This is a genomic window from Acidovorax sp. Leaf160, assembly GCF_001424265.1.
Taxonomy (GTDB): Bacteria; Pseudomonadota; Gammaproteobacteria; order Burkholderiales; family Burkholderiaceae_C; genus Paracidovorax.
The window spans coordinates 390,096-403,205 of sequence record NZ_LMOV01000012.1; the positions used below are offsets into that span (position 1 = coordinate 390,096).

14 protein-coding genes are annotated in these 13,110 nt (G+C 68.7%); 6 read left to right on the forward strand and 8 right to left on the reverse strand.

The window, feature by feature from the left end:
* Positions 1-399: 399 nt before the first annotated feature.
* A complete protein-coding gene (locus tag ASF94_RS08340; protein WP_056664223.1) occupies positions 400-1,452 on the reverse strand; it encodes a site-specific integrase in 1,053 nt (350 codons plus the stop codon).
* A gap of 129 nt (positions 1,453-1,581) precedes the next feature.
* Here ASF94_RS08340 and ASF94_RS08345 point away from each other — a divergent pair, with 129 nt between their 5' ends.
* Positions 1,582-2,574 (forward strand): DNA-binding protein, encoded by a 993-nt coding sequence (locus ASF94_RS08345; RefSeq protein WP_056664890.1) that lies wholly within the window; start codon positions 1,582-1,584, stop codon positions 2,572-2,574.
* A 344-nt stretch (positions 2,575-2,918) separates the two neighbouring features.
* On the opposite strand, the gene ASF94_RS08350 is transcribed toward ASF94_RS08345, so the two are convergent.
* Both ASF94_RS08350 and ASF94_RS08355 read right to left on the reverse strand, forming a co-directional pair.
* Complete coding sequence (locus ASF94_RS08350; protein ID WP_056664226.1) at positions 2,919-4,274, reverse strand: MATE family efflux transporter; 1,356 nt, start codon at positions 4,272-4,274, stop codon at positions 2,919-2,921.
* Positions 4,275-4,383: 109 nt separating this feature from the next.
* Positions 4,384-4,869, reverse strand: a complete 486-nt coding sequence (locus ASF94_RS08355; RefSeq protein WP_056664228.1) for a MarR family winged helix-turn-helix transcriptional regulator — start codon at positions 4,867-4,869, stop codon at positions 4,384-4,386.
* A 50-nt stretch (positions 4,870-4,919) separates the two neighbouring features.
* Here ASF94_RS08355 and ASF94_RS08360 point away from each other — a divergent pair, with 50 nt between their 5' ends.
* Both ASF94_RS08360 and gloA read left to right on the forward strand, forming a co-directional pair.
* On the forward strand, positions 4,920-5,471 hold the full coding sequence (locus ASF94_RS08360; protein WP_082493081.1) for a PaaI family thioesterase: 552 nt from the start codon (positions 4,920-4,922) through the stop codon (positions 5,469-5,471).
* Positions 5,468-5,884, forward strand: a complete 417-nt coding sequence (gene gloA, locus ASF94_RS08365; RefSeq protein WP_056664234.1) for a lactoylglutathione lyase — start codon at positions 5,468-5,470, stop codon at positions 5,882-5,884. The genes ASF94_RS08360 and gloA overlap by 4 nt, the downstream gene beginning before the upstream one ends.
* Positions 5,885-6,081: 197 nt before the next feature.
* Here the strand turns inward: gloA and ASF94_RS08370 are convergent, their stop codons facing one another.
* The 4 genes from ASF94_RS08370 to ASF94_RS08385 form a co-directional block, all read right to left on the reverse strand.
* Entirely contained in the window at positions 6,082-6,573 is a 492-nt protein-coding gene (locus ASF94_RS08370; RefSeq protein WP_056664238.1) for a GNAT family N-acetyltransferase, read from the reverse strand.
* Between the two features lie 110 nt (positions 6,574-6,683).
* Entirely contained in the window at positions 6,684-7,313 is a 630-nt protein-coding gene (gene eda, locus ASF94_RS08375; protein ID WP_255355239.1) for a bifunctional 4-hydroxy-2-oxoglutarate aldolase/2-dehydro-3-deoxy-phosphogluconate aldolase, read from the reverse strand.
* A gap of 71 nt (positions 7,314-7,384) precedes the next feature.
* On the reverse strand, positions 7,385-9,202 hold the full coding sequence (gene edd / locus ASF94_RS08380; protein WP_056664241.1) for a phosphogluconate dehydratase: 1,818 nt from the start codon (positions 9,200-9,202) through the stop codon (positions 7,385-7,387).
* Positions 9,203-9,372: 170 nt separating this feature from the next.
* Positions 9,373-9,903, reverse strand: coding sequence for a gluconokinase (locus ASF94_RS08385; RefSeq protein WP_056664244.1), 531 nt, complete (start codon positions 9,901-9,903; stop codon positions 9,373-9,375).
* A 165-nt stretch (positions 9,904-10,068) separates the two neighbouring features.
* Here ASF94_RS08385 and ASF94_RS08390 point away from each other — a divergent pair, with 165 nt between their 5' ends.
* A complete protein-coding gene (locus ASF94_RS08390; protein ID WP_056664247.1) occupies positions 10,069-11,103 on the forward strand; it encodes a LacI family DNA-binding transcriptional regulator in 1,035 nt (344 codons plus the stop codon).
* 86 nt (positions 11,104-11,189) lie between these two features.
* Here ASF94_RS08390 and ASF94_RS08395 read toward each other — a convergent pair whose 3' ends face one another.
* A complete protein-coding gene (locus ASF94_RS08395) occupies positions 11,190-11,720 on the reverse strand; it encodes an OmpA family protein (RefSeq protein WP_056664248.1) in 531 nt (176 codons plus the stop codon).
* Between the two features lie 146 nt (positions 11,721-11,866).
* On the opposite strand from ASF94_RS08395, the gene ASF94_RS08400 reads away from it, so the two are divergent.
* The gene (locus ASF94_RS08400) at positions 11,867-12,466 is read left to right on the forward strand and encodes a gamma-glutamylcyclotransferase (protein ID WP_056664251.1); all 600 of its coding nucleotides are present in this window, start codon (positions 11,867-11,869) and stop codon (positions 12,464-12,466) included.
* Positions 12,467-12,564: 98 nt separating this feature from the next.
* Positions 12,565-13,110 (forward strand): superoxide dismutase family protein, encoded by a 546-nt coding sequence (locus tag ASF94_RS08405; RefSeq protein WP_056664254.1) that lies wholly within the window; start codon positions 12,565-12,567, stop codon positions 13,108-13,110.

Consider the following 13,110-nt stretch of genomic DNA (forward strand, 5'->3'; position numbering starts at 1 on the left):
GTGCCGTGCCGGTCGTGGCGTGACCCGCCAGGTGCGTCAGTTCATGCGCCCAGGGCAATAACGCCGTGCTGCCCAGGGCCAGCCACAGCAGCGCTATGAAACGGTGGACCCAGGCGCGACGCATCGGCCGGGATGATAACTGCGCTGATGCGCGGGTTCGGTGGTCCTGGCCGATCGGCGCGCCCCAGCCTGGGCTGCCCAAGCTGGGCGAGGCTAAAGAGGCAGCAGCCCGCTCTCGCGAGTTGCCCCGGTGTGGCGGGGCGGTCTGGACGGGCCTTGCGGCGCCCGCCTGCCCGCCTCACGATTCAGCAGCAACGGGTGGGAACCTGCCCGCGAGCGACCGCCTGGGTCGAGCAGGTTCTAGGCGACGCGCGCCAACCAACGCTGCCATGCCTCGGCTCAGAGCAGCTTGGCTCCGGGGTTGTCCTTGGAGGGCCGGTAGTACGCCACCACGCTGGCCACGCTCCGGTGCCCGGTCATGGCCATGGTGTCGGCCAGCGGCACTTTTTGCACTGCAGCTTCGGTCACGAAGCCGGAGCGCAGGGAGTGCGCCGAGAACACGTCGGGCAGGCCGGCCAGCTTGGCGCGGGCCCGGACGATGTCTCGCACTGCGGCCGGCGACAGCGGCTCGCCCAGATGGCCGCCCTTGCGCACCTGGCGAAAGATCGTCCCGTCCTGAATGAGCGAGGCGTCCAGCCAGGCCTGGAGCGCCTCGCCCGCCATGCCCTCCAGGGGCTTGTGGTTCTCGGGGCGGTCGGTCGCGGACTGGTTGCTCTTGGAGTGGTGCAGGGTGTAGGTGAAGCTGTGGGGGCCTGCGCGGCGCAGATGTTTCATGAGCGCGCCGGACACCTCCGAGCGGCGGCGACCGCCGGACGCCCATGCGAAGAGGAGGAGGGCACGGTCGCGCAGGCCCTTGAGCGAGTCGTCGCACGTATCCAGCATGGCCAGCAGGGGATCCTTGGTGAGCGCGTCCTTCTTCTGCGGCAGCGCCCCGCGCTTGCCGTACGCGCGCCGGATTTTGGTCAGCAGATTTCGCACCTGAGGGTCCTGGCAGGGGTTCTTCACGTCGCGCCGCCGGTGCGCCTTGGACAGCACGGCGATCCGGTGCACGAGGGTGTTGAGCGCCATCGGTCCGGGCTTGCCCTTGAAACCGCCGCTCACCAAGGCGTGGTCCACAGAGGAGGGCAGGTCACTGGTCAGGCCGTCCGGCGTGGTGCGCTCGGCATGGTCCACGATGAACTGCAGCACCACCGCCGGCGGCAGCGGAAGGGCGATGGCTTGCCCGTAACGCAGCCCGAACCAGGCCGCCCAGTAGCGCAGCGCGGAACGGTAGCTGGCGAGGGTGTTCACCGACTCGCCCTCGCGCAGCAGCGCCTCGACGGCCTCGGCCGTCACCGTCGACAGGGTGGAGGGCTCCAGGGCAGGGAGCAGCGGTAGAGCGGGCAAAAGCATGGGAACAGGGATGGGATTTCAATCAATGCATTGTAAACAATACATGCTACGTAGTATAAAATACACATTCAATGTTTAGATCGCGATAAACAACGATTATCGTGGGTAAAAAAGATGGAGGTGACAGGCATGCAGTCGAGAATCGTTCGGGGCCCGCGCGGGGTGCAGTCGGAAGACGTGTGGGCGGCAGCGGATGCCGTCTTGGCGCTGGGGGAGCGGCCCACCATCGAGCGGGTCCGTCAACACCTGGGGCGCGGATCCCCAAACACCGTGGGCCCAATGCTCGACAGCTGGTACGGCTCGCTCGCCCAGCGGTTGCGAACGCCGGAGGCGGCCGAGGCCGGTTCTGTGGAATCCGCATCGGGCCTGCCGGGCCCCGTGGCGCGGGCCGCGCAAGTCTTGTGGGGGAGGGCGTTGAAGCAAGCCGAAGAGCAGGCCTCCGATCAGATTGCGACGGCGAAGGCAGACCTCGCCGCGCAGGCCGAAGCGCTGGCGCAGGCACGCGATGCACTCCAGCAGGACGCCCGGCGGCTGGAAGACCGCAGCGCCGCGTACGCCCTGGCCATGCAGGCCAAGGACCAGCAGATCGCGGAACTGGGCCGGTTGAACGAGTCGCTCCAGCAACAGTTGCTGGACGGCCAGCGGCAGCTGGAGCGCGCCAGCGCCGAGTGTCAGCAGCTCCGCCAGGCCGCAGAGGCCGCCCACCGCAGCCAGGCCGCCCGGGAAATCGAGCAGCACGCCGAACGATCCCGGCTTGAGGAGCGAGCCCATGCGCAGGAACGGCGGCTGCACGCGGAGGTGGATCGGGCCCGGCAGGAATCGAAACGACTCGCCCAGCAGCTTGAAAGCGAGTCCCGAAAGTCGGCGAAGTCCCTCTCGGACGCCCTCGAGCGGAGTCGAGACCTGGAGAACCAGCTCGGTGCGCTGCAGTCGCAAACCGCGCAACTCACCAAAGAGCTGCAGGCAAGCCATGACGACCGCCTGAGCCTCCAGCTCAGGCTGCAGGAGCGCGAGCAGCACATGCTTTCACTGCTGAACGAATTGCGGGACCGGCTTCCGCCCAGTCCTACCGAAGCCGCCCGGGTGAATCCGCGACCGCGCAGGGTGCGTGTGAAGCGGTAGAGCGGTACGGCGGGAATGCAGTCACATCGTCATGTGGTCATGTGCGACGGGACAGCTGCACGACCTGCGGACGCGAAACACGGCTGGGATGCGCCGGTTCATCGACCCGCGGGGTCATGCCATCTGCGCCTTGGCGTCTGGATGAGCCGAATGGGGTTAGCGCCGAGATCCATCGGTGCCGACGCAGAGATACCCCGCTGGTTGCCAACCATACTAGGGGTATTTGACATAATATACATCGTATCTAGTCGTATTGGCCGCGCTGCAAGGCGCTACCCCGCGTCGCATCAGCCAGCCGAAGCGCTACCCGGCGCCATCACGCCCGCGTCGTCGGCCACGCCCGCCTAGCCGCGCCGTATCCCCGGCCAAGTCCAGCTGAGGCGACCGAACCACACGCCGCCGGCGACCGCCAATGCATTCATCGATCCGTAGACCACCAGCGCCACCGCCTGCGCTGCAAAAACCTGCGACAAGGTTCCGCCGGATTGAAGCGACCACCAGCCGCCGACGCCGGCCACCAGCAACCGCGCGACGTTGCCGCCGACGGGCCACGCCAGCTTGCCTGCGCCCTGGGACGCGAAGTACAGCGCCAGGCCGATGCCGAAGAAGCCGTACACCGGACCCACGATCCGCAGGTACTGGGCGCCCGTTTCCAGCATGGCGGGGTCCGATCCGAAAAGGCCGAGCCAGGCGTGAGGAAAAAGCGCAGCGATCAGGCCGATGGTTTCGGTCAATGCGAACGCCACGCCTGCGCCGATCCAGGTGGCTCGCATGGCGCGATCGCGGTCGCCCGCACCCAGACAGGTACCGACCAGGGTCACCAGCGGCGCGCCCAGCCCGAACACCAGCGGCACCAGGATGTATTCAAGACGGGAAGCCGTGCCGTAGCCTGCAATGGCGGCGGGCCCGAAGTGCCCGACCAGCCCGGTGGCGATGCCGATGGTGAGGTTGGTGGCCAGGGTGGAAACGGCGGCTGCCAGGCCCACGCTCAATATGCTTCCAAACAACGCTCGACGCCACTGAAGCCCCTGCCGCGTCAGCCGCAACAGGCTGTGCGGCGACCGCAGATAGGTCCACAACGCCAGCGTGCCTCCAAGGTAGTAGAGCACCAGCGCCAACGCTCCCCCTGCGATACCCATCGCGGGGACCGGGCCCCAGCCGAAGATCAGCAAAGGCGACAGCGGCAGCAGCAGCACGGTCCCCACCGTGGTGACTTGGGCGGGCAGCGCCATGTTGCCGGTGCCGCGCACCACCGCCGACAGCGCGTTGAAGAGCCAGACCAGGACGGCGGCTCCGAACACCACATGGGAATAGGTCAGCGCGGCCTGCAGCGACGCGCCCTCCCCGCCCATGGACCGGTACAGCGCTGCCCCACCCCACCACAGAGCCAGGGTGAAAAAAATGCCGAAGGCCACGGCGATCCACACCCCCGCCCAGGCCAGCGACTCGGCCTGGGCCCGGTCGCGCCGGCCCAGTGCGCGCGCGATGGCGGATGCGATGGCGCCTCCCATTGCACCCGCCGAGGTCATCTGCATCAGCATGACGACAGGGAAAACCAGGGCCATGCCCGCCAGCGCGTCGGTACCCAGGCGGCCGACGAACCAGGTTTCGATCAGGCCCGCTGAGGCCTGCGCCACCATGATCAGTATGTTGGGCGCCGCCATGCGGAGCAGCAAGGGCGCCAGCGGCGCCTCCAGCATGCGGCGCGTTCGCGGGTCGAGCTCGGGAGCCTCGGTAGTTGGCGGAGCCGAGGCCGGGCTGGAGACAAGGACGCCGAGAGACATGGCCACTCCAATCCAAGGGTCTGTGTCAGGGCCGCGCGGCGGTGGCGGCATCGGCATCGGCATCGGCGGCTGCACCGGCATCCGCGTCCAGCAACCGCACGGTGTCGTCCAGCAGCGCATGCAGCGCCGCCACATGCTCCACGCCCAGACGCTCGTTCAGTGCCTCTTGCGCCATGCGCCAGTGGCGCTGTGCTTCCTGGCGCTTGGCGCGGCCTGATTCGGTCAGTTGCACGCTGCGGCTGCGCGCGTCGTCACCAGCAGCCACCTCGACCCAGCCGGCGTCCTGCAGCGGCCGCAGGTTGCGTGTGAGCGTCGATGCGTCCATGCGCATGGCGCGTGCCAGCTCGCCCGGCCGCACCGGGCCCAGGCTGTGGATGTGCGACAGCAGCGAGTACTGCGTGGTTTTGAGCCCGGTCTTGCCCAGCTCGGTGTCATACCGCTGTGTGACCAGGCGCGTGATCTGGCGCAATTTGAAGTTGGTGCAGCCGCGGGGCTTGGACGTGTCGCTCATGGCATATGATTGTATATGCAACACTTGTATATGCAACAAAGGAGGCCGGCATGGCGACAGAAGATGCGTTGACTCAATGGATCGCACAGGAAGAGGCAGTCCTGCAGCGGATGAAGGCGGGGCCCGGCGCCGGTGTCGCCACACCGGAGCAGATCGCCGGAAAGACCGGGCTGGAGGTCATGCAGCTGATGCTGGAGGGCCTGCTGCCTTTCCCGCCCATCACCCAGACGCTGGACTTCTCGTTGGTGGAAGTCGGTGAAGGCTCGGCCATCTTCCAGGGCACGCCGGGCGGCGCCCATCTGAATCCCATGGGCACGGTGCATGGGGGTTGGTTCGCCACGCTGCTCGACTCCGCGTTGGGCTGCGCCGTGCACACGCGCATGCCGGCCGGTCGTGCCTACACCACCGCCGAGCTGAGCGTGAACATCGTCAAGGCCCTGACGCCCAGGGTGGCGCGCGTGCGTGCGGAGGGCCGGGTGATTCACTGCGGCCGGCAGCTGGCAACGGCCGATGCCCGCCTGTTCGGGCCGGACGGCACGCTCTATGCCCACGCCACGACGACGTGCCTGGTCTTCGAGTTGCCGGCACAATCGCGGTCATGAGATTCCTCCACACGATGCTGCGCGTTGGCAACCTTCAACGCTCGATTGACTTCTACACCCAGGTGCTCGGAATGCAACTGTTGCGCCAGTCCGAGAACCCCGAGTACAAGTACTCGCTGGCGTTTCTCGGCTTCGAGGGGGGCAACCCGGGCCAGGCCGAGATCGAGCTGACCTACAACTGGGGCACCGAGAGCTACGACATGGGCACGGCGTACGGCCACATCGCCCTGGGCGTACCCGACGCCTACGCTGCGTGCGAGAAGATCAAGGCCGCAGGCGGCAACGTGACGCGCGAGGCCGGCCCGGTCAAGGGGGGCTCGACGGTGATCGCTTTCGTGACCGATCCGGACGGCTACAAGATCGAGCTGATCGAGCGCAAGAGCGACGTGAGCGCCGGAACCGGCCTGCGCTGACCTCAGTTCGTCTCGGCGGGATGGGGCGACTTCAGGGCCTGGCCTTCGAGGGCGCCACACGCCCTACCCTGGCACACACGCCCTACCCTGGCACATGCGCCCTACCCTGGCACATGCGCCCTTGCTTCCACGACAGATCCCTTTTGGGGGCCGTCCCTGCCCGCCAAGGTGCGGGCACGGGCCCGAGCCGCACGGCCTCAGTCCGCAGCCTGGCCGGCCAGAGCCTGCAGCGCATCGCCGGTCAACCGGTACCGGATCCACTCCGTCTGCGGCTTGGCGCCCAGGCTGTCGTAGAAAGCGATGGACGGCGTGTTCCAGTCCAGAACGCTCCATTCGAAGCGGCCGCAGTCCCGGGCTACAGCGATGCGCGCCAGGTGTTGCAGCAGGGCCTTGCCGGCTCCCTTGCCCCGGCACTCCGGCGACACGTACAGGTCTTCCAGGTAAAGCCCGTGGCGGCCTTGCCAGGTGGAGAAGTTGAAGAAGTAGACGGCGAAGCCGACCGGCTGGTCGCCGTCCAGACAGATCAATCCGAACACCGCCGGCTCAGCGCAGAACAGCGTGCGCTTCAAATGCTCAGGCGTCGCGAGTACTTCGTGCTCGGCCCTTTCGTAGATGGCCAGATCGCGTACGAACCGCAGGATCAGGTCGGTGTCTTCGATGGTTGCGGGGCGGATGGTCAGAGAATTCATGCAAAAAACAGCGGCGGGGGCCCGCCTCGGCGCTGGCGAGGTAGGGCGAAAATGCTATGTTATTCATAGCGTAAACCGCTTGACTGACAAGCGGTAGCGACCGATTTCGTTCAAACCTGGCGGCGCATGGCTGCGGCGGCCTTCGCCAGTTCCGTGACCCGTGCCCAGTCGCCCTGCTCCAGCGCATCGCCCGGCACCAGCCAGGAACCGCCCACGCAGGCCACATTGCCGAGCGCCAGGAACTCGGCCGCGTTGCCTGGCTGGATGCCGCCTGTAGGGCAGAACACCACGTCGCCGAACGGGCCCTGCCAGGCCTTGAGCATCGCCAGCCCGCCGGCCTGCACGGCGGGGAAGAACTTCAGCGCATGGAAACCCTCTTCCTGCGCCATCATGATTTCGCTGCCGGTCGCCACGCCTGGCAGCAGCGGCAGACCCAGGTCGCGGCAGGCGCGACCCACGGCCGGGGTGAAGCCGGGGCTCACGGCGAAGCGGGCCCCGGCGCGCGACGCGGCTTGTGCATCGGCAGCGCTGCGGACGGTGCCCGCGCCCACCACCGCCTCGGGCACCTCGCGGGCAATGGCCTCCATGCAGGCCAGCGCCTGAGGGGTGCGCAGGGTCACTTCCAGCATGCGGATGCCGCCCGCCACCAGCGCGCGTGCCATCGGCACTGCATGGGCCACGTCTTTCAGGACAATGACGGGGATGACCGGCGCGTCCCGCATGACGTCGGTGGACGTCAGCGCGGCACCCTGCGCGGCACCCTCGGCGGCGCCGCCACTGCGGTGTTGATTCTGGTCCTGGGTAGAGTCTTTTAAAGCCACGAGCAAGCCCCCTCTTCTGCGCTCAGCGCGTTGCGCCGGAATCCGGCAAACAGTTCACGGCCCCATCCATGGCCGTTGTCCACGGCCTGGACCGGCGGCATCACGGCCGGCGTGCGCGCCTGCCATGTGGCCTCGTCGACCAGCACGTCGAGCGTGCCCGCGACGGCATCCATGCGGATCACGTCGCCGTCCTGCACGCGGGACAAAGGGCCACCCGCATGGGCCTCGGGCGAGACGTGGATGGCGGCCGGGACCTTGCCCGATGCGCCGCTCATGCGGCCATCGGTGACCAGCGCGACCCGATAGCCCTTGCCCTGCAGCACGGCCAGCGGTGGCGTCAGCTTGTGCAGCTCGGGCATGCCGTTGGCCTGAGGCCCCTGCCAACGCACCACACAGACCACGTCGCGGTCCAACTGGCCGGCCTGGAAGGCGGCCTGCAGTTCGGCCTGGGATGCGAACACGGCGGCGGGCGCCTCGATGACATGGCGGTCTTCGGGCACCGCCGACACCTTGATCACGCTGCGGCCCAGATTGCCCTGAAGCAGCTTCAGGCCGCCCGTGGGGCTGAAGGGGGTGGCAGCAGGGCGCAGCACCGCGTCGTCTCCGCTCGCGCCGATGTCGGTCCAGGTCAGGCGCTCCGTGCCGCCGTCCTCGCCGCCAGGCAGGCGCGTGAACTCGCGAATGCCGCCGGGCCGCACCGTCAGTACGTCGGCATGCATCAGGCCCGCGTCCAGCAGCTCGCGCAGCACATAGCCCGGGCCTCCGGCGGCCTGGAACTGGTTCACGTCGGCGCTGCCGTTCGGGTAGACCCGTGCCAGCAGCGGCACCACGTGCGACAGCGCGGCGAAGTCGTCCCAGTCGATCACGATGCCCGCAGCGCGGGCCACGGCCACCCAGTGGATCAGATGGTTGGTGGAGCCCCCGGTGGCCAGCAGCGCGGCCATGGCGTTGACGATGCAGCGCTCGTCCACCACCCGGCCGATGGGCGCACACGCCGGGCCGAGCACCGTGCGGGCGGCCTCCCGCGTCAGTTCCTGCCGCAGCGACTGGCCCGGGTTGATGAAGGCGGTGCCTGGCACATGCAGGCCCATGGCTTCCAGCAGCATCTGATTGCTGTTGGCGGTGCCGTAGAAGGTGCAGGTGCCCTCGCCGTGATACGCGGCGGATTCGGCTGCCAGCAGCTCGGCCCGGCCGACCAGACCTTGCGCTGCCTGCTCGCGGACCTTGGCCTTGGCATTGTTGGGCAGCCCAGAGGTCATCGGCCCGGCCGGCACGAAGACGGTGGGCAGGTGGCCGAACTGCAGCGCGCCGATCAGCAGGCCCGGCACGATCTTGTCGCAGACGCCCAGCATCAGCGCGGCGTCGAACACGTCGTGGCTCAGCGACACCGCGGTGGCCATCGCAATCACGTCGCGGCTGAACAGGCTCAGTTCCATGCCGGGCGTGCCCTGGGTCACGCCGTCGCACATCGCCGGCACGCCGCCCGCCACCTGCGCGGTGGCGCCGTGCTTGCGCGCTTCTTCCTTGATCAGGTCAGGGTAGTGTTGCAGCGGCGCATGGGCCGACAGCATGTCGTTGTAGGCATTGACGATGCCGATGTTGGGGGCCTTGGCCGCCACCACGCGCAGCTTGTCGTTCTGCGGCATGCCGGCGAAGGCGTGGGCGACGTTGGCGCAGCCCATGCGGTCGGCGCCGCGGTCGCGCGCACCGAGCGTGGCGATCTGCTGGAGATAGGCCGCCCGCGTGGCGCTGCTGCGCTCGCGAATGCGCTCGGTGACGGCGTGGACGGTGGGGTGAAGAGAAGTCATGGCGTGGGGTGCTTCATTCGGTGGCCGCTGCTGCGGAAGATGCGCTCGGGCGGAGGGTGATCGTACCAACCGAGGACGTGCGGCCCGAGGCCGACGGCCTGTCGGACGGCACTGCCAACAAGCTGGCTGCCAGGTGGCGACGCGCCCCGGCGACGAGGCGGTGGCGTGACTCAGGCATGGGCCTGCCCCGCCGCTGCAAACACCCATGCGCGGACGTGCGCGGCGGATTCCGGGAGCGGAGCCACTGCCGATACGGTCAGCACGCCGGGCTCGCCCTGAGGGGACTCCAGCGTCTGGAACTGGCTGTCCACCAGGCTCGCCGGAAAGATATGCACGGCCGAACGGGCCTGCACCCGCGCCAGCGCCTCGTCGCGGTCGATCTGCATGAACACGAAACGCAGGCCGGGAACGGCTGCGCGCAGCCGGTCGCGGTAGGCACGCTTTAGTGCGGAGCACGTCAGCACCGCTCCGGCGCGGTGCGCGGCCAGTTCCTGACCGAGCCGGACCAGCCATCCTCCGCGGTCCGCATCGGTGAGCGGCACGCCGCTGTGCATCTTCTCGATATTGGACCGGGGATGGAAATCGTCCCCTTCGATCAGCGGCAGCGCCAGATCCTCTGCCACCGCGCGGCCGAGGCTGGACTTGCCGCATCCGGACACGCCCATCACCACCAGCCAGAGGCCCTCCACGGGAGTTTGCATCGTTCGCTTCCTTGTCAAAGTCTCAGGGGCACCGCCCCCGGCCGGGGGTTTGGATCCTGCGTTCCGCTGTCCGGTTCGGTTTCTCGCCGCCGTTCGGTGGGATAGCGCTATCCTAACGCCTCCGCCAGCCCTTTTCTTCCAAACTGCGACTGCCCCCGCATTCAGATGATTGATCCCCCTTCCACGGACCGCCGACGTTCCACCGGCCGGGTGACGTTGCGGGACGTGGCCCTGGCCGCCGGCCTGAGCCCGATCACCGTGTCCCGTGCGCTGCGGGGCGAACGGGCCGTGGCCCCGGCCCTGGCGGACCGCGCCAGGGCGGCGGCGCAGCAGCTGGGCTATGTGCCCGACCCCGCCGCGCGCGCGCTGGCCTCGCGTCACGGCAGCCAGGTGCTGGTGCTGGTGCCCATGCTGTCGAATGCCGTGTTCGTGGATGTGCTGGAGGCCGTGCACCGCAGCCTGTTCCCGCAGGGCTTCCATCCGCTGATCGGTGTGACGCACTACGACGCGGCGGAGGAAGAGCTGCTGCTGCGCACCTACCTGCCCCACCGGCCCGCGGGCCTGCTGTTGACCGGGTTCGACCGCAGCGAAGCCGCCCGCGACCTCATCCAGCGCAGCGGCGTGCCCTGCGTGCACCTGATGGAAGCGCCTACGCTGCCGGGCATCGCCTGCGTGGGCTTTTCCCAGACCGATGCAGCCGCTGTGGTGACCCGGCACTTGCTGGACCGGGGACGCAGGCGCATCGCGTTCTGCGCCGCACAGCTGGATGCGCGCACCCTGCAGCGCGCCGAAGGGTACCGGCGCTGCCTGCAGGACGCGGGCTGTCACGACCCGGCGCTGGAGTTTCTCTGCCCGGAACGCTCGTCCATGGGCCTGGGCGCGAGATTGTTCGAGGAGGTGCTTGCAAGGTCGCCCGACGTGGACGCGATTTTTTTCTGCAACGACGATCTTGCCCAGGGCGGGCTGCTGGCAGCGAATCGGCTGAAGGTGTCCGTGCCGGGCCAGATCGCGGTCGCCGGATTCAACGACCTGGCCGGCAGCGACCAGATGGTGCCGCCGCTGACGAGCCTGCGCACGCCTCGCGCCGAGGTCGGCCGCGCCGCTGCGGCCCTGCTGCTCGACATGATGCGCGGCGGCAGCGCTCACGCGCCGCGCTGCGTGCGGCTCGATTTCGAACTGATCGTGCGGGGCAGCACCTGAGAGCGCGCGGGCCCTCAGCCGTCAGCCGCCCAGCGCCGCAAAAAAAGCCCGGTCGAACCGGGCTCTGGATGCGAGTGCGAAGCGCGTTACACCGGTGCCAGCGTCACTTCGACGCGGCGGGCTTCGGCGTTGCTGCCGCCAGCCTGGGTGACTTCGGGCTTGCGCAGCTCGATCTTGTCTTCCGGCACACCGGCCGACTTCAGCGCCTCGCGCACATTGATGGCGCGGTCCTTGGCCAGCTGGGCGTTCACTTCGGCGTCGCCCGTGGCGTCGTGGAAGCCGGCGACGATCACCGAGCGGCCTTCGGCGACGGCGCGCGCGATGTCGGCCAGCGCAGGCTGGGCTTCCTGCGCCAGGTCGGCGCGGCCGGTGGCGAAGTAAAAGCGCACCACGCCGCCGTCAACCACCACGCGGGCGACGTCGTCCTCGGCCACCACCAGCGTGCCGGCCGGCGCCACCACCACCGCTGCCGGTTCGACCACGGGCGCACGCGCCGCGATGCGCTGCTTGTACACCGTGACCCCCACGACGGAAGACACCACCAGCGCGATCAGCGCGAAAAGGAAACCCAGGGCGAAACGTTGCTGGCTGTCGTCATCGGACGTGCTGAAGGACATGGTCGAAACTCCGTAAATAATGGGCTGAGGGGCGGGAACCTCTGTACGCCAACGGCGCCCAATCAGCGCACCGCACGCGCTGGTCCGGCGCGGCATGCCGCAGTGGTCCCGCACAGACAAAACCCGCTGATTGTAGAGTCTCCCCCATGCCTTCCCTTGCCGCTCCGCTGCGCGATCCCGCGCCCATGCTCGAACAAGCACTGTCCGACTGGGGCGGCGCGTCCGACCTGTGGGTGTTCGGTTATGGCTCGCTGATCTGGCGCCCCGATTTCGACTTCGCCGAGAGGCGGGAGGCCAAGGTGCACGGATGGCACCGCGCGCTCAAGATGTGGAGCCGGCTGAATCGCGGCACGCCGGAATGCCCGGGCCTGGTGTTCGGCATGCTGTCGGGCGGCAGCTGCCGTGGCATGGTGTTCCGCGTGCCGCAGGCGCAGGCGCGTCAGGTGATGATCAACCTCTGGCAGCGCGAAATGGCGCTGGGCGTGTACGACCCCCGCTGGCTCGACTGCCGCACCGCCCAGGGCACGGTGCGGGCGCTGGCATTCACGCTGTCGCGTCGCAGCCCCAGCCACGCCGGCGTGCTGCCCGACGTCGAATACCAGCGCATCTTCGCCGAGGCGGCCGGCATCTACGGCACCACCCGCGACTACGCGCAGGCCACCTACGACGAACTCCTGCGCATGGGCATCGACGACCGGGCGCTGGGCCGGCTGCTGGCCGTCGCCTGTGCGCCACGCCGGGCGTGAGCGACGGGCGATCGAGCCCAACTGGCGGCGATGTCCGACGCCCGGGCGGCCCCTTTCAGGTCACCATGCGCCTCGCCTTCATTTGTCAGGAGACATATATGCCAGCCTCTTTCCGCCCCTCCCGCGCTGCGCGGGCCTTCCTGCTCGGCCTGGGCGCCGTGGCACTTGCCGGCTGCGCGAGCATGTCGTCCCAACCCACGGCCACCGCCAAGCTGGAGCCCACCCGGGGCAACCAGACGACCGGCGAAGTGCGCTTCGTGCAGCATGGCGACCAGGTCCGCGTGACGGGCGAAGTGCGGGGCTTGAAGCCCGGCACCGAGCACGGCTTCCACGTGCATGAAAAAGGGGACTGCTCCAGCGGCGACGGCAACAGCGCCGGCGGCCACTTCAATCCGCTCGCCAAGCCGCACGGCCAGCACGGCCACGGCGAGCACCACACGGGCGACCTGCCCAGCCTGGTGGCCGATTCCGCCGGCGTGGCGCGTTTCTCGTTCGAATCGCGCAGCATCAGCGTGGGCAACGGCGCCACCGACATCGTGGGTCGGGGCCTGATCGTTCATGCCCAGGCAGACGACTACATGACCCAGCCCACCGGCAACGCCGGCGCCCGCCTGGCTTGCGCCGTGATCCAAGCCGCCAAGTAA

Excerpts from the sequence above, each read along its gene's own strand:
- ASF94_RS08340 (WP_056664223.1), bottom strand. The coding sequence starts at position 1,452 with ATGCTTTTGCCCGCTCTACCGCTGCTCCCTGCCCTGGAGCCCTCCACC.
- ASF94_RS08345 (WP_056664890.1), top strand. The coding sequence starts at position 1,582 with ATGCAGTCGAGAATCGTTCGGGGCCCGCGCGGGGTGCAGTCGGAAGAC.
- ASF94_RS08350 (WP_056664226.1), bottom strand. The coding sequence starts at position 4,274 with ATGCTGGAGGCGCCGCTGGCGCCCTTGCTGCTCCGCATGGCGGCGCCC.
- ASF94_RS08355 (WP_056664228.1), bottom strand. The coding sequence starts at position 4,869 with ATGAGCGACACGTCCAAGCCCCGCGGCTGCACCAACTTCAAATTGCGC.
- ASF94_RS08360 (WP_082493081.1), top strand. The coding sequence starts at position 4,920 with ATGGCGACAGAAGATGCGTTGACTCAATGGATCGCACAGGAAGAGGCA.
- gloA (WP_056664234.1), top strand. The coding sequence starts at position 5,468 with ATGAGATTCCTCCACACGATGCTGCGCGTTGGCAACCTTCAACGCTCG.
- ASF94_RS08370 (WP_056664238.1), bottom strand. The coding sequence starts at position 6,573 with ATGAATTCTCTGACCATCCGCCCCGCAACCATCGAAGACACCGACCTG.
- edd (WP_056664241.1), bottom strand. The coding sequence starts at position 9,202 with ATGACTTCTCTTCACCCCACCGTCCACGCCGTCACCGAGCGCATTCGC.
- ASF94_RS08385 (WP_056664244.1), bottom strand. The coding sequence starts at position 9,903 with ATGCAAACTCCCGTGGAGGGCCTCTGGCTGGTGGTGATGGGCGTGTCC.
- ASF94_RS08390 (WP_056664247.1), top strand. The coding sequence starts at position 10,069 with ATGATTGATCCCCCTTCCACGGACCGCCGACGTTCCACCGGCCGGGTG.
- ASF94_RS08395 (WP_056664248.1), bottom strand. The coding sequence starts at position 11,720 with ATGTCCTTCAGCACGTCCGATGACGACAGCCAGCAACGTTTCGCCCTG.
- ASF94_RS08400 (WP_056664251.1), top strand. The coding sequence starts at position 11,867 with ATGCCTTCCCTTGCCGCTCCGCTGCGCGATCCCGCGCCCATGCTCGAA.
- ASF94_RS08405 (WP_056664254.1), top strand. The coding sequence starts at position 12,565 with ATGCCAGCCTCTTTCCGCCCCTCCCGCGCTGCGCGGGCCTTCCTGCTC.